Source organism: Enterococcus malodoratus ATCC 43197 (assembly GCF_000407185.1).
GTDB classification, from domain to species: domain Bacteria; phylum Bacillota; class Bacilli; order Lactobacillales; family Enterococcaceae; genus Enterococcus_A; species Enterococcus_A malodoratus.
In genome coordinates this window covers 58854-81444 of sequence record NZ_KE136484.1, presented here as the reverse complement: position 1 = coordinate 81444, position 22591 = coordinate 58854, and the positions used below count along the sequence as shown (strand labels likewise).

Sequence of the window (22591 nt, the reverse complement as noted above, 5' to 3'; positions counted from 1 at the left end):
TTAATCAACCAATTTTTGATGCTTCTCAAGTAATTCTGCTGTTAATTCATCCGGGAATACTTTCTGATCCTTCGCTACTTGTTCTGTATCGACTGTTTCTCCCTCATACAATGCACTAGGATAAATTTTTAATAGATCTTCCCGTCCTTTTTCTAAGATCAGATTCACCATTTTTTCTGCTTCTGGGTTAGTCTTTTCACCCTTATCAATCACAGCCAGTGATTCTGTCAATGTGTAAGTCCCTTCTGAAGGTTCAATAAAATCAATCGGCAGTCCGTCCTGTTTATCTTTGACTGCCTGATGTCGTAGTCCAAAACCAATTGCTACTTCGCCTAAACGAACCTTTTTCAATGGACCGGAGCCAGAGCTTTCCAAATGATCACCGGCATTCTTATAAATTCCTTGTAGAATCGTTTTTGCTTCGTCTTGCCCATAGTTATCAACTAATGCTTGGAACAGCAGCCACGCTGTAGAAGATTGTTTAATATCTGAGATCGACAAAGCATCCTTATATTTCGGATCGGCTAAATCTTTTAAACTCGTTGGAACCGACAATTTCATTTCCTTCATTACATCGGTATTGTAAAAAATCGTCCCTTCTTGAACCGTGAAAGGTGCGGCATAGTCTGGTATTTTCGTCAATGGATCGACAGACAAATCCAACTTTTTGAACATCTTATCTTTTTTCTGAGCACTATTTAAATAGAAGGTGCTCATCGTCACTAAGTCGGCTTCAATGTCTTTTCCCTCTGCCAGAAGTTTGCCGCCTAACTCAGAAGTTCCAAAGGATTGCAGTGTGTATTTCCCTTTATATCCATTTTTATCCAAGACATTTTTAATCACTTCAACTGGTTCTTCGTCAGCATTGGTATAAATCGTAACCTTCTCATTCGCCGCGCTGCCCTTGCTGCAGCCACCTAATAATAGAAGGAACAGCAGACCCCCAATTACCGTGATTAATTTCTTTTTGTTCATTCATCATTCTCCTTTTTCATATTAATGTACTTATTTTTCCACGGAAAAATTACTCTGATTTTCAAGCCGTATACCATTCCTCTATACTCTTTTTCTCCTAATAGAGGGGACTTTGGCATTTAGTACCTTTTTTGGCTGTCTAACTTGGAAAAGAGGAACTGGCATCCTTTTTCATATTCATATATTCATTTTTCTATGCTTTTTTCCTATGAATCGTCGTTACCTTGGCATTTAATCCTTTTTTCGCCTGTCTGGTTGAGAAACGCGAAAATGACATCTTTTTAATGAGCTGTGTGAGTCCCTGCATGATTAAATTGATGAGTAGTAAAAACAACGAAAGCATAAATATGTCGTTAAACCGGCCAAAGTGCTGTAATTCTTTTAGTTTGGCGGTAATAACCATCGTGTTAGCACTGGTTAAGAAAATCACAGCGCTGATCGTAACCATCGAATTGAAAAAGTAATAAGCAAAAATATCTACGATCGTCACTTTAGAATTTGGGATCAAAATTCGCCAAACCGTTTTTAGCCAACTATCTCCCATCAACTTAGCGGTACTCTCCCAATTTAAGTTCATTTTTTGTAGTGCCTCTTTCGCCATTTGATAAGGCGTTGAGAAGTAATGAATAATTGTTACGATGACTAAGATCATCAGGGTGTTATGCAGCTGACTACCGCTGAACAGTAATAAGTAAGCAACACCGAGAACCATTCCTGGAATCGAATTTGTGATCGTCGCGATGCTGTCGATGATTTGATTTATCTTATAAATTTTATGTTCTCTGGAAGTCAGTATCGCTGCTGAATAAGCGATACTTGTTCCAAGTCCGGCCGTTAATAACGCCATCATAAGAGAATTTTTCAAAGTTGAAACCAAGCTATCATCTTGAATGAAACGAGCAAAATTATTTAATGTTGGACTCAATTCATATGGCCAATTAGTCACCATAGGGATAATAATCAAGACCGCAAATACTCCTAAAATGAAAAGAGATAAGCTGACAAAAAGCAGTTTGAAACACCAATCTCTGACAGTATTTTTTTTGATTACTACTTGTCGCGGCCGCTCGTAGCGCACTACTTTTTTTTGTAAATGATTCAAAGTCAAGATGCTGATGATTGACGGCAGTAACATCGTTAGAGCGACCAAGGAGCCAAATTGGAAGTTAGGGATCGTCCCCATGAATCCTTCATATAATAATGTTGTGATAAATGGTGTTTGTCCGCCCACCGCACTGGGAATCCCGAAATCGGTAAAGGACATGAAGAATCCCTGCAAAAAAGCGACTGCCAAAACCCGTGTCAATGGATTCAAGATCGTTTTATAAAGCGATCGATACCAACTATCTCCCATCAAGCGAGAAACAATGAATAGTTGCGTATCCAAATATTTCATCGAATTATTGATCAAGATGTAGATCGGCGGCAGCGTATAAATGATAAAACCTAATAAAATACCGATGGACCCATAGATGTGAAACAGTTCCTGTTGAAAAATCTTGCTCCACAAGCCTTGTTTACCAAAGGCATAAATTAGGACAAATCCATAAGTAATTGTTGGCAAAAGCATCGGAAATTGCAGAATACTCTCGTTTATCTTCAAAAATCTCCGATTAATCCGTGTAAAGTTATTTCCGTAAGCCAAGAAAAAGCCTAAAACTGTTGAGCAGCTAGTCGCCGCTAATGAATAGTTCAAACTATTAGTAAATGAACTGCGCCAGCTTTGATTGAAGATATGCAGACTGTCTCCACCCGTTTGAGAAAAGGCTGTAATGACAATTTGAATGATCGGATATGCCAAAAATAAAAAGAAGAAAGCCAGTACAGCCCAGCTGATTATTTTTTTTAATGAAAAAGTGATGCTCATGAGGCTGCTCTTTTCATTGATTGTTGAAAAATCTGTTGGATATTTTGTTGCTTGATCGCTAATTGATTGACGATAAACTCTTCAACGAAATTACATGAAGCCTGACTCATAATCTCAATCGGAGAACTGCATTGAGCAATTTTTCCTTCATCGAGAACCACGATTTTATCAGACATCGTCAATGCTTCTTCCGGATCATGGGTAACGATCACAATAGTCAGATGCAGTTTCCGAGCGATTTCTTGGATCTTTGCCTTAATTGATTCCTTAATTACGCCATCTAAAGCACTCAACGGCTCGTCTAACAAAAGTAATTGGGGCTTCATCACTAGCGTCCGTCCAAGTGCGACCCGTTGTTTTTGTCCACCAGACAGCTGATGAATTGGTTTATTTAAATGTTTTTCCAAATCTAATAATTGGATTAGTTCATCTACTTCAGATTCAGTTGAACACTCCTTTTTATTGCGTAATCCATAAGTTAAATTCTGATAAGCAGTCAAATTAGGGAACAGCGCATAATCCTGAAATACAATATTGAATGGACGTTTTTCCATCAAAGTATGGGTAATGTTGCTTCCGTTAAAGAATATTTCTCCCCCGCTGGGTTCTTCCAAACCTAAAATTAAATTCAGCAGAGTCGTTTTGCCGGAACCGGATTGTCCAAGTATAGAGACGATTTCGCCAGATGCTATTTCCAAATTGATATTTTGCAGTACTGTCGTCTCTTGAAATTTTTTGGTGATGTTTTCGAGTTTTAACACGTTTATCTCTCCTTTTTCCACTACATACTATTCCATTTCTTTAATGGCTTTTTTTTCATGTATAATTCTTCTGCTGCTTTATTTGTAAAAAGTACAACTGGCACCCTCTGATAAAAAGTATAGCGATGCAGTGTAAAGACACCGTCAAGTTCCTGCAAAGATAAAATAAAGATTGTTGTTTTTATGTAAAGAGTGTAAATTTTTGCACATTGACACTTAAAGAAAAGTACTGAATGGCACTGTACCAGCAATAAATTTCTTTCTAACCAAAAAACGTTGCACCCGCAACGTTTTTCTTTTATACTATTCTATGTTTGTTTAATCTGGATTTTGATAATTATCAGGGAGGAAAAGGGAAGTGGATTCTTTTGTTAAAATGATCAACCGTATTGCACGGCTTTCTGCTTTATACCGCGAAAAAGAATTTAAGCGATTTGGATTGGGTGAAATGCACCATGCCTATATTCTAGGTGTCTGTGCCGAACCAGGTATTTCCCAAGAGGAGTTAGCTTGTAAAATATTTATCAACAAAAGTAATGTCGCACGACAGTTAGCTCAGTTGGAACAAAAAGGGTTTATCACTCGGCAAAGCGATCAAAATGACGCACGTCGCTTGAGAATATTTCCAACAGCCAAATCTTTAGCCATAGAAGCAGAAATCCGTTCGATCCTAGCAGACTGGAATCAGTCATTATTAGCAGAGATACCAAAAGAGCAACAAGAAGCTGTATTGTCTGGCTTACAAACAATTATGGAAAAAGCCGAAACAAATATGTGCAGCAAGAAATGATATACGGCTTGAAAATGACTAAATAAGGAGCAAAAATGAAATTAATTATTAACTACTTGAAACCCTATCGTTCTCGCGTCACGTTAGCGGTTATTATTAAATTCCTAGGAACTATGATGGAATTAGTTCTTCCGTGGAACTTGGCTTATATTCTAGACCAAGTCATTCCACAAAAAAATCCGCAAAAGATTCTTTTTTGGGGTGGTGTAATGTTGGTGGCTTCCGCCTTTGCTCTATGGGCAAATATCGTCGCCAATCGGATGGTCTCACGTATCGCGAAAGACACGACACAGCATATTCGCGGTGATCTCTTTCATAAAATCACCTATTTAGATACGACACAGATTGAAGAAGTCGGAGTTTCGTCATTAGTTTCACGTGTAACATCTGATACCTATAATATTCATTTAACACTAGGCGTCATGATGCGAATGGGGATTCGCGCACCGATTCTTTTAGTTGGCGGAATTTTGATCACTACTACATTAGATCCGATTTTGACTTTAGTTTTGGTCGCAGTAATGCCGATCATTTTTGTAATGGTGACACACATCTCTAAAAAGGGTGTCCCTCTTTTCGGCAAACTTCAAAAGCAAGTCGATCAACTAGTTTTGGCTGTACGCGAAAATGTGACGGGCTCACGAGTCATCAAGGCTTTATCAAAGGAAGCTTTTGAGCGTCAGCGCTTTGAACATGTCAATCAATCTTTAGTAAACGCAGAAACAACTGCGAATGTTACGCTGGCCGCCTCACCAGCCCTTTTGGATTTATTCTTGAACTTAGGATTAACACTCGTCATCGTAGTCAGTGCTTATCGAGTTAATGCAGGTTTAACACAACCGGGAGTGATTGTGGCTTTCTTGACTTACTTTACAATTATTTTGAATGCGATGCTTTCAATCACACGAATTTTTGTCTTGTACTCACGCGGATTGGCTTCTGCCAATCGGATCAACGAGGTAATACGAAAGAAACCTTCGTTAGTTCCAGGTTCATTGAACCAACGAAAAGAGACTGCGACCAAATTGGTTTTTGATGATGTCACATTCGCCTATCCTGATGGCGGTCCCGCCATCGAGCATATCAGCTTTAGTGTAAGTGCAGGAGAGACGTTAGGTATTATGGGAGCGACTGGCAGCGGAAAAACTACGATTGCTAGTTTAATCCTACGCCTATATGATCGAACCTCTGGTCAGATTTTACTAGACGGACAAGAGATTAAACATTACTCACTCGATGCCTTGCATCAGAAAATCGGAGCTGTTTTGCAAAAAGATGTTCTTTTTGCCGATACGATTCGAGAGAATATCTTGTTTGGCCGTTCATTCTCAGAAGAACAACTTCAACAGGCAATCGATGATGCGCAGGCACGAGAATTTATCGACAAACTGGCGGAGGGGCTGGAACATCGTTTAGAAGCTAAAGGTCAAAACCTCAGCGGCGGACAAAAACAACGTGTTCTTCTTGCTCGGGCATTAATCGGACAACCCGATCTGTTGATTTTAGATGATTCTTCCAGTGCGTTGGATTACCATACCGATGCAAATTTGCGAAGAGCCTTACGGACACATTTCGCAGCTACAACAAAAATCCTGATTGCACAACGGATCAGTTCAATTCAACACGCCGATAAAATTCTGCTATTGGATAAAGGAGAGATGATCGGCTATGGTACTCATGAAGAACTATTAGCCGCAAACTCAACCTACCAAGAAATTTATCAAGGACAGACGGGAGAACAAGCCATTGAAGAATAATAACAGTAAAAATTCACGCAAAGGCACGTTGCTTCGTTTATGGGGATACCTCTATCAATTCAAATGGCTGCTATTTTTGGCTGTAATTCTAACTATTGTCAGTAATTTATTTGCTCTGGTCGGGCCGCTGCTATCTGGTTACGCTATTGATGCGATCCAAATTGGCAAAGGCAACGTCGTCTTTCAAAAAGTCTTCTTCTATTGTAGTTTGATGGCGGGCTTCTATTTGGCCTCTGCGATTTTAAGTTACGGCATCAGCCGTCTGATGATCTATTTGAGTCAGAAAATCGCCTTTCGCTTGCGGAAAGATCTTTTCAATAAAATCGTTTCTCTGCCAGTCGGCTATTTTGACCAACATCAAACGGGCGATATCGTTAGCCGTATGAGCTATGATATTGATACCATCAATACATCGCTGGCGAGTGATTCAGTCCAAGTATTGAGCAGTTTGGTCACGATAATTGGTTCCTTTATAATGATGCTGGTGATTTCGCCTTTGATGGTGACGATCTTTTTAGTTACGGTCCCAGCATCGATTTTACTAACTCGCTTCTTAACGACTAAGTTCCAACCATTATTTCGGAAACGTTCAGCAAAGCTTGGTGAACTGAATGGCTTGACGGAGGAACTTTTATCGGGGGAACAAACGACCAAAGTTTATCATCAAGAAGAGACGATGATCACTCGTTTTGGGCAAAAAAACAAAGAAGCTATGGATGCCTACTACAACGCGGAATACTACGGCAGTATGACCGGACCATCCGTCAATTTTATCAACAATGTTTCACTTTCATTAATCAGTGTCCTAGGCGCTTTCTTGTTTCTTTTTGGCCACCTAACGCTAGGAAAGCTTTCCTCATTTGTCCTTTATTCACGGAAATTTTCGGGACCAATCAATGAATTGGCTAATATTTTCAGCGACCTGCAATCTTCTATTGCGGCGGCTGAACGGATCTTCAAATTATTAGATGAAGAACCAGAAGTCCAAGATGTCTCAAATGCTTATACTTTCGAAAAAGCCCGTGGGGATATTCGTTTCGATCATGTCGCTTTCAGTTATCAAAAAGAGCAGCCTGTTATCAGAGATTTGTCTTTTGATATTTCCGCCGGTAATGTCGTTGCGATCGTTGGTCCAACTGGAGCTGGAAAAACTACGATTGTCAATTTATTGATGCGTTTTTACGATCCTGACAGCGGTGCAATCTACTTGGATGGGCAAAATATCAAAGAAGCGACACGCAGCAGTCTAAGAAAGCAATATGCGATGGTCCTACAGGATACTTGGCTCTTTACCGGAAGCATCTTTGAAATCCTGACTTATGGTAATGAAGAAGCCACTTTGGAAGACGTCATCAAAGCGACTAAGGCCGCTCATATCCATGATTTCATCACGCAATTGCCAAAAGGTTATGATACTGTGATGACTGAAGACGGCTTGGCCATTTCTCAAGGACAAAAACAATTGCTGACGATTGCTCGAGCTATGCTGCTAAACGCCGAACTACTGATTCTTGATGAAGCAACCTCAAACGTCGACACGCAAACGGAATTGCAGATTCAAGAAGCCATGAGCAAATTGATGGTAAACAAAACCTCCTTCATTATTGCTCATCGCCTATCAACCATTCGCGAAGCCGACTTGATCTTAGTGGTCAACGACGGTAATATCGTCGAGCAAGGGACGCACGAAGAATTATTGGCTCAACAAGGTCGCTATTATCAACTGCATCAAGCACAATTTGAGAATTAAAAAACCGCAGCTCTACGAGAATCTCGTGAAGCTGCGATTTTTATTTGTTTTCTTCTGCAATCTGTTGGACAACTTCAGCAAATCGTTCTTGTTCATTGATCCATGGATTGTGACCTGAATGTTCAAACCAGATGATCTCCTTACTGGGCGCCTCCAACTTTTTATAATAGTCCTCAGCCAAGCTCAACGGTGCATTAAGATCGTGTCTTCCTAATAAAAAATAAATCGGAACGTCCAGCTTTCCGTACTCCTTTCGTAAATCTGTTTCATAAAGCTGCGGATATACATGATTGAAGGTTTGGAGAATCCCCCGTAGATAATTCACCTTATCAAGCAAACCATATTCTTTTGCTGAAAGATCGCGCAGTGTTTGAAAACCCGCGTTCTGAATCTCAGGATTTCGTGCCATAACCTGGCTGAGATAATTGAGATAAGTCGCACTTTTGGTTGTAACCGAGTTGCCATAGTAAGGCGGCTTCCCGTTCTGAATCAATTTATCAATAATCTTTTGATCATCATTTTCCTTTGCCAACTTCATCGCTAAATCATAGTCGATTCGCTCTGTCTCCTCAAAAGCCACCATCTGTCCGGTCCCCATAAAAGCATGGTACAATTCAGGCTGCTGCTTCACCATAAAAATACCTAGAGCACTTCCCCAAGACTCACCGATAAGATAGATTTTCTCCTGCTTAAACTCCTTTAAGAGTGAGCGGACGAGCGCCGTCCCATCCTCAACGTAAATTTCCGGCGTCAATTGTTTTTTTGATACAGCCGAATAAGATTTGCCTGATCCAGGCTGTTCCCAATTGACGACAACAAAATTTTTCTCCAGATCTGAAAGTTCATAACGGGTTGCTGCTAATTGAGACCCTCCCGGACCGCCTGCCAAAAATAAAAGTACCGGTTTGTTGCGGGATTCGCCCCGGAGACTAATCCATTCTTTTCGACCATTCAAGCGAACTTCCCTCAGTTCCGCGATACTGTCTTGTTTAGCAATTTTTGGTGTTGTCGCAGTGACTTGAGTGATAACGATTAAAATAATACCCAAAACTAAAAAGCCGAACATCCCAAATACACCCTTTCTGACTCCTTTTGTAGCGAATGCTGCGTCCTTTCCTCGTAAACGTTTAAACATGAAAAGTAAAAACTTAATCAAAAATACCAAACTGAACAACAAGAGTACTAAGACAATCAAGATAAATATACCCAGAACCAACATAATAACCCCTCCTTCATTTTTGACCACCGTTCAACAATTTCATCATAACAACTTTTTGAACGGCGGTCAACTTCTTGTGATATACTATTTTGGGAGGTTGTTTACCATGAATAAACGAGAATTGATCTTGGATGCCTTGCAGGAATTACTTTATGAAGGAACAGCCGGCACCGCTTCCGTTCAAGATATTGCCAGTAAAGCTGGAATCGCAAAAGGCGGTCTCTATTACTATTTCAAGAGCAAAGAAGAAGTTCTTGACGCTTTAGTTGAACGCCAATACAGCAACGTCATCGAAACTTGCCGAATAAAGTTGGCTGCGGTAAACGTAGCAGCTTCTGAAAAAATAAAATTATTACTTTACTTTTATCGCAGCACTGCTGTAGATCAGAGTATCGATGTTGCCTTGCATGAACCGCAAAATGCAGCTATCCACCAAAAATCGATGGCTTTTATTATGCGGCAGCTGGCGCCAATTGTTGCCGATATTTTGCAACAAGGAGTGGCTGAAAAAATCTTTGTCTGCGATCAGCCAGAACAGATGGCGGAAATTTTATTGTCACCGATTATTTTTCTGCTCGATCCCGGATTGTTCACTTGGACCGATCATGAAGTCCAGCTGAAATTAAAAGCCTTAGCACACATGCTTGAAGCTAGTCTCCAAGCACCCGCAGATTCATTTGCCTTTCTTTATGAAAATTGGACACAGCAAAGCTTAAAATAGAAAAAAGTTGAAGGCGGAGGCCTTCAACTTTTTTAACTGTTCAGCATATTTTCTACTATCTCTTTACCCAGAAAAGTTTTTTCACCTAGTTCATTAACGGTTAATCCATCTGCGGCCAATCGTTTCACCATAACTGTCAAATCTTCACCGACTTGAATAACATGTTTATCCGGATCATAAAAGCAAGCAACCTGTTGCCCCCATGGCATCGTTGCGACGTCTCGCAAAAATTCCAGCTCTTCTCCTTTAGTCCGCTCGATGAATCCGTCAAAATCCTTCGCCTCAAAATAGAATTCTACCGTGTTGTTCTGATAGTTGAATACCTCTTTATCACAACCAGTAAAACGAATCCACGACTCTTCCGTCTGCAGCGAAAGTCCTCCATTGAAGGTCACATTCTCACCAAAATCAGAAACAATATCCACTTCTAAAATTTTTCGATAGAACGCTTTTGACCGTTCCATATCTTTTACTACCAGCATAGGTCCTCGATACTCCATCCCGTTCCTCCATTCTTTTAAAGCGTTTACATTATTGTTTACTATATCACAAAAGAGTTGTTTAGTGCTTAGTAAATTTATCTCATCATTTTACTAGCTATTAATCCAACAGTTTAGTGAACTCGTTTTTCACATTAATAGAAAAAATCTTGAAGCCTTTTCGGACCTCAAGATTTTTATGTTTTATTTTGCTTCTGCGCAGGTCAGTTTTTTACCTGTCATCTCTTCATAATCAGTAACCATAATTTCCCACGCCTTCGCGATGTCTTCATCTAAACCAAACAACCCGCTGCGTCCAACGATATAAATATCTGGATCGGCAGCATCAATGCGTTTGAATGATTTGCGGTTAGATGAGCCATCCATTTCGATGACATATTTATAACCTTTTTCTTCTCGCAATGCTCGTAGATCAACGATTTTGTCTAATGTACTCTCAATAAAACGTTGTCCTGCAAAACCTGGATCGATCGTCATAATCGTGATTTTATCGACGAGTTCGATATAAGGAAAAATCGTTTCGATCGGTGTTTCTGGATTTAATACGATCCCAGCTTTCAGCCCGGCATCATGGATTTGATCAATCAAGCGAAAAGCCAAGCCATCTAATACTTCCGCGTGCATACAGATCCATTCACACTGCAAATCAATCAATTGCTGAACCCAAAAACTTGGGTCGGTTACCATTAAATGAGCGGACATCGGCAACGTCGTAATCTTGCGTAATTCTTCAATAAACCACGGAGATAAAGTAATGTTCGGCACATAATGACCATCCATTATATCGATATGGTATGAATCCACCTGATTATTTAAAAAGGTGATTTGTTCTTTAAACTTATCTAAATCCATCGTCATTAGTGATGGAGAAAATTCTACTTTTTTCATGTGTCGTCACACTTTCCTAAAAAATTTGAATGTCTTCTAAATTAATATCATCTTCTTCTTTTTCTACTTGCATCGCTGCATCTTCTTCAGTCACATTTTTCTTAATAACTGCCAATACAACTGCCGTTACGACTACATTGACTAAAATCGCGATCACACCCGCCCAAGGTCGGGACATCGTTGGAATCATCAACACACCGCCGAAAGGCACTGTCGCATCTGCTCCTAGGATCATCGTCGTTGCTCCGCCAGCAAAGCCGCCGATAGCAGTCGCTACAACACCGCGGACAATATCATTCATGACTAGCGGAATGACACCTTCAACGATATTGATAACACCCATTGGTACTGCTGATTTTAGCGTTTCAACTTCTAATTTCGTGTAAATATTTTTGCCGAATAATTTTGCGATGAAGAAAGCCAAACCAAAACCGATTGGAGTTGCGGTATTAACTAGCTGTAAAGCAGTAATCGGACCGTTCAAGCCCTCTGCCTGCATCGTTAACACAAAAGCAAAAACAGTTTTGTTGATTGGACCACCGTAGTCAACACCACTCAATAGACCAATGACACCGCCAAATACTAGTAATGAAGAGTTGCCTAATCCGTCTAAGAAGTTGGTCAATAATGATGTTAATGCTGCAATTGGTGCACCGATAATATATACCATAATCAATCCGCCGATAATTGATGTTAAGAATGGAATGATCAGCGTTGGCATTAAACCTTTTGCCCAATTTGGTAATTTAACATATTTTAAAATGGCTAATACTAAATAACCGGCTAAGTAACCGCCTAAAATTCCGCCGATAAAACCGGCACCGATAGCATTTGCTGTCAAACCAACGATAAATCCTGGAGCAATCCCTGGTTTGCCGCCGATTGAATACGAGATTCCCGTCGCGATAACAACCGGTAACAAGCCTAAACCTTTGCCGCCCATCGTTGCTAGAGCATCCCAGATCGTAAACTTCCCTTGCACTAATGCATCCTGACTTGAACCGCCAAAGGCCATTCCGATGGCGATCAAGAACCCAGCACCGCAGACGATCGGAATCAAATAAGAAATCGCCGTCAATAAGTGCCCTTTAAGATTTAACTCTTTAATTTTTTTCATTTTTCTTCCTCCATTTAACTAAGCGAATGCTTCAACAACATCTTCTGGCTTTTTCGCCTGCAACAGATTGCCAACTACTTCATCGTTTCCTAGTTTTCTGGCAAACAACGACAGCAATTTCAAATGATTCGTCGCACCGTCATTGTCATTTCCTACTGCAAAGAGAATGATTCCCTTCACACCTTTGCCATCTAAACTTTCCCACGGAATTTCCTCTTGATTAATACCGATCGCCACACCAACTTTATTGACGTAGGCACTTTTTCCATGAGGGATCGCGATATAATTTCCAATACCCGTTTGACCTTCCGCCTCACGAGCATAAATGTCTTTGATAAATCCTTCTACTTCAGAAATATAGCCATTATTTAATAATTGATTTGCTAAATCATTCAACGCATCATCTTTCGTCTTAGCAGTCATATTGGTTTTAACAATGTCTACATCCACGATGTCCTTTACTTCCATTTGAACCCCTCCTGCTTCTTACTGCTGTTCATAATATTTATCGATTCAGCTAAACTTTTTGTGCAACAACCTCTTGAGCCTTTTCAATCAATTTATTTGGCGACTTCACGGCGATCTCTGTCGGCACTTGGATGATTCGTTTCCCAGCAAATCGTTCTCTGCCGGAAATCTTTACATCAACGGCAAGAATCACGATATCTGCTTGATCAATTTCCTCTTGCGTCAATTCGTTTTCGATTCCGATCGTTCCTTGTGTTTCTACTTTCATTTCACAACCCGCTTTTTTTGCGGCATTTTCTAATTTTTCTTGGGCGATGTATGTATGGGCGATCCCTACTGTACACGCTGCTACTCCAACGATTTTCATATTGGTTCCTCCTAATTTTTTTCTTCTAATATTCGATAAAAGTCTTCTTCGCTTTCAATATTCAGTAATAATTCTAAAAATTCGTCATCGGCTAATCGCCGGGTGAATTGTGCGATTCTTTTCTTCTTTTCTTGGCTCTCATTGCTTTTCAATAGAATCGTGATGACCAGTTGAACAGCTGGTGTTTCTTCATCCAAATCTACTGGATCTTTTAAACGAATCAATAAGACTTGGCTGTGTTCAATCTTGGAACTTTCTAAATGAGGCAAAATCACATGTTCTGCAATCATCGTATTGCCGACCTTTTCTCGATTCTTCAATAAATCTATCAATACGTCTGATTCCGCCTTATTGGCAAAATCTGCAATAAACCGTTGAAGCTGCTCTTTATCGGTTAACGTTTGGTCTAAAAAGACTTGAAAAAACTCAGCGTTCATCATAGATCGCCTCGATTCTCTTTTGCAGCCTGTTCTGATCGTCTCGTGTAAACATCGCGCTTACCAGCAACGATGGAATCGGGATCGTATCACTGACACTGATCGTCGTCAAAATCAGATCAATCCCAGGATATTTTTCCGTAAAACGCTGCGCGTCCCGTGAAGCAACCACATCAACAATCTCTAATTCAGGAAATTTTTTCTCGATCTTAACCCGTAACAGTTCCGAAGTCCCGACACCGGTCGTACACATGATCACGGTACGAATCGGCAATTGATTGGTCTCAATGATGCGGGCGAAATACAAGGTGATAAAACCATTTTCGTCATCATTAATCGTTGGTAATGTAAAATCCTGGCTCACTTCAGCTGAAACATTCGTGACATCCGTAAAAATTGTTTCGTACGTCATTTTGATCTGATCCAATAAACTATTTTTTATATGGATACCATGCTCCAATCGATTGATCATCGGTTTGATATGATTTGCTAAATCAAGAAAAATCGAATCTCCTTTGATTGGAATATTCAAACGTTGACTCATGCCATTTAGATACGTATTTGTGATTTCAACCACTTTTGAAGAAAATTTCGTCACCTTACTCAAGGAGCCTTGCATCCGTGAGTAGCTTAGGTACTGATAAAGATAATAGACTTCTGACGTCGGCAGACTGCTGTGCAGATAATTTTCGACATTTCCAATCGCCGCTTGAGCAACTTGGTAAAGGGCTGTATCCTGTTGCAATCGTTCTTGTTCTTTCTTAGAAAGCGGACTCATTTCTTCATTCGGTAACTGATGAACTTTTCGTAAACGACTGATCAAAATATACAAATGAGAGAAAATATTGACATTATACGGATAAGGAATCGTCATTTCCAATTGTTTTTCGATTAGTTTCAGTTGGTCTAAGATAAATAGAACATCATAGTGGTTAAAATTTAATTCCGAATTATTTTTCAGCTCATCGATCTCAATAATATTATGCATCTGAATCAAATCAGCAATTGCGCGGCGAATATTGGCCTCTTTTCCTAATGCCGCTAATGTCCGCTGCTTTCGTTCCAGTCTCAGATCGTATTGCTGCAAATGCTCCGCAATGAGCTGCTCATCGCTGAAGATGACTGACTCGCCAACATAGTATTCTTCAAACAAGTCATACACATTCTTTGCGTTAGGTGATGACAGCAATAGTTCCTCCGTCACACGATTTCTACGCTCTTGTGGTGAATATTGACTTCGTTGACTGGGTTGAAAATTCGTTTGGCTGATGTATTTTTCGTAATTTAATTTGTAGCCTCGCCCCTTTTCTGACTGAATCAATCCATCGCCATGTGTTTCATTGATCTTCTTGATTAAGCGATATATCGTTTTTTGCGAAGTTCCTAGGTGCTCCGCCAATTCGTCGGATGTCATGTAGTCATGTCGTTTCGTTAGAAGTAGTAACAGCCTTTGTTCACGATCTTTCTTTGTTCCCATGGCTATCAACCTCCCCTTCTTGTTTTTATCATAACCTGTCAGAAAGAAAACGCTTCACTCGTTTTTGACCGTTGCAACGGACAAAAAATAAAGCTTCTCACATTTATTATAGTCGGGAAGCGTTCATAAAGCGGAAAAAATTTGGATAATTCATAAAATTTAATCCCGTTTGTTTTTATCTTCCAGCTTAATAATGTGAACAAAATCAAAAAACAGTATTGGTATTCAACGCAAATATCATTCCGCTGATCTTACTAAAGCAGGAGGTAGAACTGGCAAAAAAAACGTGAGACAAAAATCGTCTCACGTTCATTTACCCACTATTTAATTACCATCCGCCTGAAGCGCCACCACCACCGGATGAACCGCCGCCGAATGACCCCCAAGAAGAGCCGCCGCCTGATCCGCTATCATTATCGGACCAGTTATTAGAATTATAGTTTGATGCCAAGTAAGCTGTTGTCAAAACATCACCATTACCAGAATACAAGGTATCGCCAATTAAGATACGTCCGAACATTTTCTTTTCAGCAGAAGGGTTTCGCAACAATCGTCCTTGAATGATTGCCCGGTTGATTCCTCTGACCGACAAGCCAATCAGCAAACCACTTAACAAAATGTGATAAAGCTCCGTATGTTTAACTGCTCGTTGTAATTCTTCATCACCCGCAACTGCAGCTGTCTCTGATTGATATTTTTTGTAATTTTCTTTTAGGAAGACACGCGCCCGCAAAAGATTCACTACTAATAACAGGCTGACAAAAAGAAGCAGACCTAAGACAACTGCACCCGTCCAGTGAAAGAACATCAACTTTGTTCGCTGACTCGAAACATTTTTGATTTGCGAGTCCACCAGAGCCGTTTTAGTATTCATGATAGCGAACACTTCATCTAAGACTTGGTTGACTCCCTTATCGTAATTTTCGTCTTTAAAGTCATCAACTACATCATCATTATTGATGATATCGTCCGCTTTACCATCAGGAATCAAGCCTTCCAAGCCATATCCGACCTCTAAACGAAATTCTCGTTCATCCAAAGCAATCAAGTATAAAACACCATTGTTTTCGGTCTTGTCACCAATTCCCAATTGATTGAAAATCTTATTCGCATAAGATTCGATATCCTCCCCGCGAGGCAATTCTGGAATTGTAACAATTTGAAATTGAGCACCGTTAGTACTTGCTGCCAATTGCTTATTCAACTGATAAATCTTTTGTTTCGTTTTCTGACTCAGCATCTTAGCATTATCAGAAACGAAGATATTATTTTTATTGATCGTTAAATGACCATCCGTATCTTTTATCGCCACATCGTAATTATTGGCCTGCTTCGGATATTCCTTCAGGTTTGCCAAATTGTCATTCAGGGTCGTTTTAAAAGATTGACTGACCGTAACTTTCTTACCAGACAAAATGTCTTCTCGATCTTGATTTAACGTTGTCAGCTGTTGATCATAGGCAGCCTTCTTATCCCCATAGCCGTTACTTGTAAAAAGATTAAACAATCCAAATCCGCTAACCAACATGACGATTACTAATATTAAGGAAAAGAACCCGTTGCGTTTGCGTAACTTGCGATAATTCTCAACAACCTCTTGCTGGATTCGTTCCCCTGAAGTACGCTGTTCCCTTTTCATTTTCTCTCACCCACTCTTATTCAAAGCTGACGTCTGGTACTTCTTTAGCCTTGTCATCAGCTTTAAAGTTGGCTTTTTTATCGAAGCCCAGCACTTTCGCCGCCATATTTTTAGGGAAGCGAACCAAACTTTGGTTATAATCATTGACTTGTTCTATATAATTTTTCCGTTCAACTGAAATACGATTTTCGGTACCTTCTAGTTGCACCATCAGTGTTTTAACATTTTCATTCGAAGCAAGAGTTGGATAGTTTTCTTGAATGACATTCACCATTGTCCCCAAACTTTGTTCGATTTGATTGTTGGCCGCATTTTTTTCTGCCGGTGTTTTTGCGCTATTGTAGGATTTACGCGCATCAGTGATTTCTTTAACGATTTTTTCTTCATGATTCATGCTGCCTTTGACGCTGTTCACTAAATTTGGAATCAAGTCTGCCCGACGCTGCATCACATTTTCAACTTGCGACCATTTTGCATCCACATCATTCTCCGCTGAAGCTAATGAGTTATATGTCGTCATCAGATAAGCTCCAATTGCTAGAGCGATTACGACAAGTCCAACAATGATACCTGAACCTTTTCTTTTCATTTTTATCCCAACCTTTTTTTGATTTTTTTGTTCTGTGTGATTGAGCTAATTATATCATTCGGGGAAACCTACACCTCAGACTTTCGACTGATTTTTCAATTAGGCGGTTGACAAAAAAATCTATTGTTTTTTTCCTTCATATATAGAAAAGAAAAAAGCTTTCAAACTTTTTATTGTAAAAGTTCAAAAGCTTTTGGATTTAACTGAAATAGACGGGTCTAGCTTCAATATATCCTCGATATCCTTGTGGCTCCAATTGAATGCGCGGCGCATCATTTTCAGCCCACTGACAATTGTTTTCGTTAGGATCATACTGATCAATCTGCTTAATTACAGCATTGATTGCCTCGTCAAATCGTTTCTCGTCATACGGATCTCCCTGGAACAACAACATCATACATGCTGGCAGATCGATTATCTCAAATCCTGCAGGGATGATTCCTTGATAATCGAATGGAACCTCAACACCTTGCGCATACCTTGATGTTCCTTCTGAGCGCATACTTTCAGGCAGCCACAGACCTATAGGTTCATACAGAGCTTCCTTAATACTAGCAAGAATACCCCACACGTCACAACCAGCCTCATGAGCATACTCAATATACGTTTCAGCCTTTTCTCCGCGTAGTAAAATCAGCTTGCGAGCCGGAAAATTAATTAATCGTACATGCAGATTTTTCGATACTGGTAATAATTCATCATGCTCCTCGCCCATTAAATAGTAGCTTTCAACAGGATAGGGGGTAAACAACGGGATTGGCGGTGTCTTTTTTTGATAGGTTTTGGGAGTAACGCCAAACTGCTTTCGAAAGGCGCGAGTAAATCCCTCATGGGAGTCAAAAACAAAATCTAAAGCCACATCAATCACACGCAATTGCTCATCACGTAAAACCAAAGCTGCTTTTGATAGTCGCAATTTGCGAATGTATTCAAAGGGAGATTTATTCGTATACTCCTTAAACATTTTGGCGCAGTGCCAGGGTGAATAGCCTGCTTGCTGGGCTAAAGCATGCAAAGTAATCTCTTCTTCTAAATAATCATCGATATAATCCTGCATCCGAGTGACCGCTGCCGCATGCTCCAAATTTGCCATAATATCCCTCCGCTTATCTTTCATACTATGTAAAAATCGGCTCGTTAACTTTTGGCTCTTTTTTCATTTATGCTCCACTAAGAATCACAAGGAAGGTCAAGAAATGCTTTCGAAGACCGCCTATACTTATGTTATCAACTAAAAGGAGTGTTGCAAAGTGGAAATCATTAAAAAAAATTTAGTACGTCATATGGAAAAATTATGTCAGGAAATCGGGCCGCGAGCAACTGGTTCAGCTGGAAATAAAGCAGCGGTCGAGTACGCAGCAGAAACATTTAAAACGTTGGGCTATGATGTTTGGTTGCAGGAATTTCCTTGTATGGATTGGCAAAATGATGGCGCAGAGTTGATCGTGGATGGTCGAGCTGTGGAAGTGGACGCAGCAGAATATGCGATGCCGTGTGAAGTAAGTGGCGAACTGGTTTGTGTACAATCGATCCAAGAATTAAAAACAGCGAATTTAACCGATAAGATTTGTGTGCTGTATGGTGAATTATGTAAGGAACCAATCATGCCGAAAAGTATGATTTTTTGGAACCCTGAAGAACATCAAACGATTATTCGGGAACTGGAGCAAAAACAACCTTTGGCCGTCATTACAGTAAGCTTTCTCGAAGATGTACCCGTGCCCATCATTCAAGACGGCGACTTTAATGTTCCATGTGGAACAGTCAAAGGAAAATGTTTATCCTTACTATTAAACAAGAAAAACGCTACTCTCAGACTGCGGACTGAACGTAGACCCGCTGTCGGAGCAAACGTGATCGCTACTTTGGGTACTGGAAAAAAACTTGCTTATTCTGCTCACATCGATACTAAACCAACGACTCCAGGAGCATTGGACGATGGGTCAGGTGTCGCAGTACTGCTAACTTTGGCGGAACAATTAACTCAGACAAAACTGGAGAATCAACTTGAATTCGTCCTGTTCAACGGAGAAGACTACTATTCAATGCCGGGAGAAATGACTTTTATGAATCAGTCACTAAGTCAACCAACAGAATATGACTTTGCCTTTAATGTCGATGGTGCTGGTATGCAAAATAGTACCATTTCTTATTCACTTTACGAATGTAACGAACAATTAGATGCGCAGTTAGAAGGCTTTGCAGCAGATTATCCAACCGTTGAAAAGGTTGACCCTTGGCCAATGGGAGACCATATGCTATTTGCCGGAGCAGGAATTCCAGCCGTTGCTATCGCTTCGACGCAAATGCATTTATTGATGGAAGCGGTCATGCACACACCAAAAGATAATTTATCGATTGTAGACTTTCAACGTTTAGAAGAAGCCGTCCTATTTTTAACTGAGTTGACTCATTCCTTGAAACAATAATCATTCGTTGGAACTATCGAAAGACTGTCTGCCGATTTCCGGCAGATAGTTTTTCGGTGTGAACATTTTTCTGCACTTTACGTTATCGGCCCTTTTAATGAATAGGTTAACAAAGGGACAGAAAGCAGCATTTTATTAGCTCTGGTTTCTGCCCTCTAATTTTTTATTGCTTACTCCATTCACAAATATACTCGGCACATTTTTCAATATCATCAGACACGCTGGTTTTTCGTCGGATCAAATAAAAATTTCGTTTGAAACTTTCATCGAGTCTTTGATGAGAAATCCCTTCCACCGCCCGCTCTGAAATCAAGGAGCAGCCAAAGCCCTGCTTCAGCAAACCGACAATCACCTCATTGTTTTGAATCTCCATAACAGGCCCTTCGATATCCTTTTCTTCCAAAAATCGTTTCGTATAATAATAGACCCCAGAAGTATTTTCCCGAACTAGCCATGGCCCCTTTTCTGTATCTCCAGCCAAGACGAGTTGATCTTCCATCAACGGAATGCGTTTGATATTTGGTGCAGACAAGGGTTTTTCAATAAAGCCGATGTCCACTGTATGGTGCTCCACCGCCTGTAATACTTCCAAAGAGTTCATCATCTGGACACTAAACCGAATTTGCGGAAATTTCTGATGCAATTGGATCAAAAGCGCTGGTAAAACATAATTCGCAAATGTATGGGAGGCACCAATCACACAACGAACAATCTGTTGCTGATTGGTTTGAACTGCTTGATATAAATTATCCCAATCGTCCATTAAATCGACGACCCGTTCATATAGGATCTCCGCTTGCGGCGTTACCAAGACTTCTTTTCTGCCGCTGCGAATAAATAATTGTGTACCGAATTCATTTTCCAATTGTTTGATCTGAGAAGAAACCGTCGGCTGGGAAATGAATAGAATTTCCGAAGCCTTAGAAAAATTTTTGGTTTCATATACCACTTTGAAGGTTTCTAACCATTTAAATATCGTAATCACTTCCATTATCTTTTTCTATCTAAGGTATTATATCAATAAATTATAATAATGAAAGATGTTGGTTATAATTTAGTTCATGAGTAGCGATTCCCTCTAGACGATGAGTCGCTAATAGTCTGATTACCGCCCATAAAACAAACATCTTACTATCAAATAAATTATTTATTAAGAAAGGAGACACACTATGTTTACTACCACGTTAAACAAAATAAAACCGATTTTACCGGGACTGTTGTTGTCACTGGCCGTCGCGATTTGCGGAAAATTATTAGCATTGCTCATGCCCAAATTAGGAGGGGCCACCTTGGCGATTCTGTTAGGAATTATTTTGGGCAACACCTTGTTTAAACAACCCGTTTTAGCAGCTGGGACAAAATTTTCCGAAAGTCGTTTATTGGAGTATTCCGTCGTCTTGCTTGGTTTTACAGTAACTTTCCAAACGATTGGTGAAATGGGGATTAAGGGGCTGCTGTTCATTGTATTGATCATGACAACCGTTCTTACTGGAGGTTATTGGATTGGCCGAAAACTGGGTTTTAATGAAAAAATGGCTATGATGATGGCCGGTGGGAACGCCGTTTGCGGTTCATCAGCGATCGGCGCAATTGCACCTTCGATCGAAGCCAATGATGAAGAGAAGGGGCAGATTATAACGCTGGTCAATTTACTAGGAACCGTCATGATGTTGTCACTCCCTTTTTTGGGTCTGTCATTATTCGGTGATGCTTTACTAAGTAAAAGTGCTTTGCTGGGCGGAACATTGCAGTCTGTCGGCCAAGTCGTTGCTGGCGCCAGCCTGATTAATCCAGAAACGGTAAAATATGCGATGCTCTTCAAGATTACCCGTATCATATTTTTGGTAGTCGTCGTCTTTATTTTTGAACGTAAAGCTCAACAGGATGGCTTGGTGACCGCTAAGGGTTCAAAGAAAAAGTTCCCGATTCCTTGGTATGTTACTAGCTTTTTGATTTTCTGTGTCATCAACAGCTTCTTTTCATTGCCGCCGCTCTTTAGTGACGGGGCTCATTTTATCAGCACTTGGTTTGAGACCACGGCATTGGCAGCAATCGGACTGCGGTTGGATTTCCGAAAATTCTTAAAAGAAGGACCGCGTTTCTTGCTTTATGGTCTATCGGTCGGAGCAGTTCAAACAGTTGCTGCGGTAGTATTTATTTTCCTTTTGCATATCTAAAAAAACAGAGCAGGTTGTATTCCTGCTCTGTTTATCTTTATTCAACTACCGCTACAATCTCAACTTCTACCAAAGCGTCCTTCGGTAAATTAGCGACACCCACACACGAACGACTAGGTTTTTCATTATCGAAAAAGCTTTCGTAAATCTGATTAAATGCAGTAAAATCAGACATGTTTTTCAAGAAGCAAGTTGTTTTGACTACTTGGTCATAGTCTACCCCAACAGCCTTCAAAACCCCTCCGACATTCCGTAAAACCTGATACGTTTGATCTTCAATCGTTTCGCCGACTAATTCTCCACTCGCCGGATCAAGCGCGATTTGACCTGACGCATACAGCATGCCGTTCACGACTTTGCCCTGAACATAGGGGCCGATTGCTTTTGGCGCCTCTGTTGTTTCGACTGTTTGGATCATTGGTTCTTGAAAGTTCACCTTTGTTACGTTGTTTTCCATTTTCCCCACTCCTTTTTTTTGATTGCAATTACCCAACAACTGACTCGTCACAAACTTGCCTATTTTTCTGCTCATTTCCTTGAAATCACGAACAGAACTGATCTGGACTGACAGCTAATTCGTACTAATGGAAAATATTTCTAATCCTAATCGCGCATATCATTTTGCTAAACAACTTGTCACTAACTTGATTAGAAATCATGCTT

Annotated in this window: 22 protein-coding genes; 6 read left to right on the top strand and 16 right to left on the bottom strand. The window is 40.2% G+C overall.

Translation table 11 applies throughout. The features are described from left to right. The 3 genes from I585_RS21150 to I585_RS21140 all read right to left on the bottom strand — a co-directional run bounded on the left by I585_RS21150 (position 1) and on the right by I585_RS21140 (position 3603). On the bottom strand, positions 1-975 hold the full coding sequence (locus tag I585_RS21150) for an extracellular solute-binding protein (protein ID WP_010741325.1): 975 nt from the start codon (positions 973-975) through the stop codon (positions 1-3). Between the two features lie 193 nt (positions 976-1168). Then, positions 1169-2842, bottom strand: coding sequence for an ABC transporter permease subunit (locus I585_RS21145; protein ID WP_010741326.1), 1674 nt, complete (start codon positions 2840-2842; stop codon positions 1169-1171). Beyond that, entirely contained in the window at positions 2839-3603 is a 765-nt protein-coding gene (locus I585_RS21140; RefSeq protein WP_010741327.1) for an ABC transporter ATP-binding protein, read from the bottom strand. Before I585_RS21140 ends, I585_RS21145 begins: the two co-directional genes overlap by 4 nt. 358 nt (positions 3604-3961) lie before the next feature. Here I585_RS21140 and I585_RS21135 point away from each other — a divergent pair, with 358 nt between their 5' ends. From I585_RS21135 to I585_RS21125, 3 genes are read left to right on the top strand one after another with little or no spacing between them, the layout of a single operon-like run. Beyond that, positions 3962-4393 (top strand): MarR family winged helix-turn-helix transcriptional regulator, encoded by a 432-nt coding sequence (locus I585_RS21135; protein ID WP_010741328.1) that lies wholly within the window; start codon positions 3962-3964, stop codon positions 4391-4393. A gap of 35 nt (positions 4394-4428) precedes the next feature. After that, a complete protein-coding gene (locus I585_RS21130) occupies positions 4429-6150 on the top strand; it encodes an ABC transporter ATP-binding protein (protein ID WP_010741329.1) in 1722 nt (573 codons plus the stop codon). Next, the gene (locus tag I585_RS21125) at positions 6140-7900 is read left to right on the top strand and encodes an ABC transporter ATP-binding protein (RefSeq protein ID WP_010741330.1); all 1761 of its coding nucleotides are present in this window, start codon (positions 6140-6142) and stop codon (positions 7898-7900) included. The genes I585_RS21130 and I585_RS21125 overlap by 11 nt, the downstream gene beginning before the upstream one ends. A 40-nt stretch (positions 7901-7940) precedes the next feature. On the opposite strand, the gene I585_RS21120 is transcribed toward I585_RS21125, so the two are convergent. Further along, positions 7941-9119 (bottom strand): alpha/beta fold hydrolase, encoded by a 1179-nt coding sequence (locus I585_RS21120; protein WP_010741331.1) that lies wholly within the window; start codon positions 9117-9119, stop codon positions 7941-7943. 106 nt (positions 9120-9225) lie between these two features. On the opposite strand from I585_RS21120, the gene I585_RS21115 reads away from it, so the two are divergent. Beyond that, positions 9226-9840, top strand: coding sequence for a TetR/AcrR family transcriptional regulator (locus tag I585_RS21115; protein WP_010741332.1), 615 nt, complete (start codon positions 9226-9228; stop codon positions 9838-9840). A 32-nt stretch (positions 9841-9872) separates the two neighbouring features. Here the strand turns inward: I585_RS21115 and I585_RS21110 are convergent, their stop codons facing one another. The 10 genes from I585_RS21110 to I585_RS21065 all read right to left on the bottom strand — a co-directional run bounded on the left by I585_RS21110 (position 9873) and on the right by I585_RS21065 (position 18415). Continuing rightward, entirely contained in the window at positions 9873-10340 is a 468-nt protein-coding gene (locus I585_RS21110) for a VOC family protein (RefSeq protein ID WP_010741333.1), read from the bottom strand. Positions 10341-10523: 183 nt separating this feature from the next. Beyond that, positions 10524-11228 (bottom strand): D-allulose 6-phosphate 3-epimerase, encoded by a 705-nt coding sequence (gene alsE / locus I585_RS21105; protein ID WP_010741334.1) that lies wholly within the window; start codon positions 11226-11228, stop codon positions 10524-10526. A 16-nt stretch (positions 11229-11244) separates the two neighbouring features. Further along, positions 11245-12345, bottom strand: a complete 1101-nt coding sequence (locus tag I585_RS21100) for a PTS fructose transporter subunit IIC (protein WP_010741335.1) — start codon at positions 12343-12345, stop codon at positions 11245-11247. Positions 12346-12363: 18 nt separating this feature from the next. Then, a complete protein-coding gene (locus I585_RS21095; protein ID WP_010741336.1) occupies positions 12364-12813 on the bottom strand; it encodes a PTS sugar transporter subunit IIA in 450 nt (149 codons plus the stop codon). Positions 12814-12862: 49 nt separating this feature from the next. Then, a complete protein-coding gene (locus I585_RS21090; protein ID WP_010741337.1) occupies positions 12863-13180 on the bottom strand; it encodes a PTS fructose transporter subunit IIB in 318 nt (105 codons plus the stop codon). An 11-nt stretch (positions 13181-13191) separates the two neighbouring features. Then, positions 13192-13620, bottom strand: a complete 429-nt coding sequence (locus tag I585_RS21085; RefSeq protein WP_010741338.1) for a PTS sugar transporter subunit IIA — start codon at positions 13618-13620, stop codon at positions 13192-13194. Beyond that, entirely contained in the window at positions 13607-15094 is a 1488-nt protein-coding gene (locus I585_RS21080; protein ID WP_010741339.1) for a BglG family transcription antiterminator, read from the bottom strand. The genes I585_RS21085 and I585_RS21080 overlap by 14 nt, the downstream gene beginning before the upstream one ends. Before the next feature lie 328 nt (positions 15095-15422). Beyond that, complete coding sequence (locus I585_RS21075; protein WP_010741340.1) at positions 15423-16733, bottom strand: TPM domain-containing protein; 1311 nt, start codon at positions 16731-16733, stop codon at positions 15423-15425. A 16-nt stretch (positions 16734-16749) separates the two neighbouring features. Beyond that, positions 16750-17322 carry a LemA family protein gene (locus tag I585_RS21070; RefSeq protein ID WP_010741341.1) on the bottom strand — a complete coding sequence of 191 codons (573 nt, stop codon included), beginning with the start codon at positions 17320-17322 and terminating at the stop codon, positions 16750-16752. Positions 17323-17521: 199 nt separating this feature from the next. Further along, a complete protein-coding gene (locus tag I585_RS21065; protein WP_010741342.1) occupies positions 17522-18415 on the bottom strand; it encodes a helix-turn-helix transcriptional regulator in 894 nt (297 codons plus the stop codon). A 157-nt stretch (positions 18416-18572) separates the two neighbouring features. Here I585_RS21065 and I585_RS21060 point away from each other — a divergent pair, with 157 nt between their 5' ends. Further along, the gene (locus tag I585_RS21060; protein ID WP_010741343.1) at positions 18573-19751 is read left to right on the top strand and encodes a M28 family metallopeptidase; all 1179 of its coding nucleotides are present in this window, start codon (positions 18573-18575) and stop codon (positions 19749-19751) included. A 163-nt stretch (positions 19752-19914) separates the two neighbouring features. Here the strand turns inward: I585_RS21060 and I585_RS21055 are convergent, their stop codons facing one another. Then, positions 19915-20742, bottom strand: coding sequence for a LysR family transcriptional regulator (locus I585_RS21055; RefSeq protein ID WP_010741344.1), 828 nt, complete (start codon positions 20740-20742; stop codon positions 19915-19917). Positions 20743-20920: 178 nt separating this feature from the next. Here I585_RS21055 and I585_RS21050 point away from each other — a divergent pair, with 178 nt between their 5' ends. Then, positions 20921-21928 (top strand): YeiH family protein, encoded by a 1008-nt coding sequence (locus I585_RS21050; RefSeq protein WP_010741345.1) that lies wholly within the window; start codon positions 20921-20923, stop codon positions 21926-21928. A 37-nt stretch (positions 21929-21965) separates the two neighbouring features. On the opposite strand, the gene I585_RS21045 is transcribed toward I585_RS21050, so the two are convergent. Continuing rightward, a complete protein-coding gene (locus I585_RS21045; protein ID WP_010741346.1) occupies positions 21966-22385 on the bottom strand; it encodes a Rid family detoxifying hydrolase in 420 nt (139 codons plus the stop codon). Positions 22386-22591 lie beyond the last annotated feature (206 nt).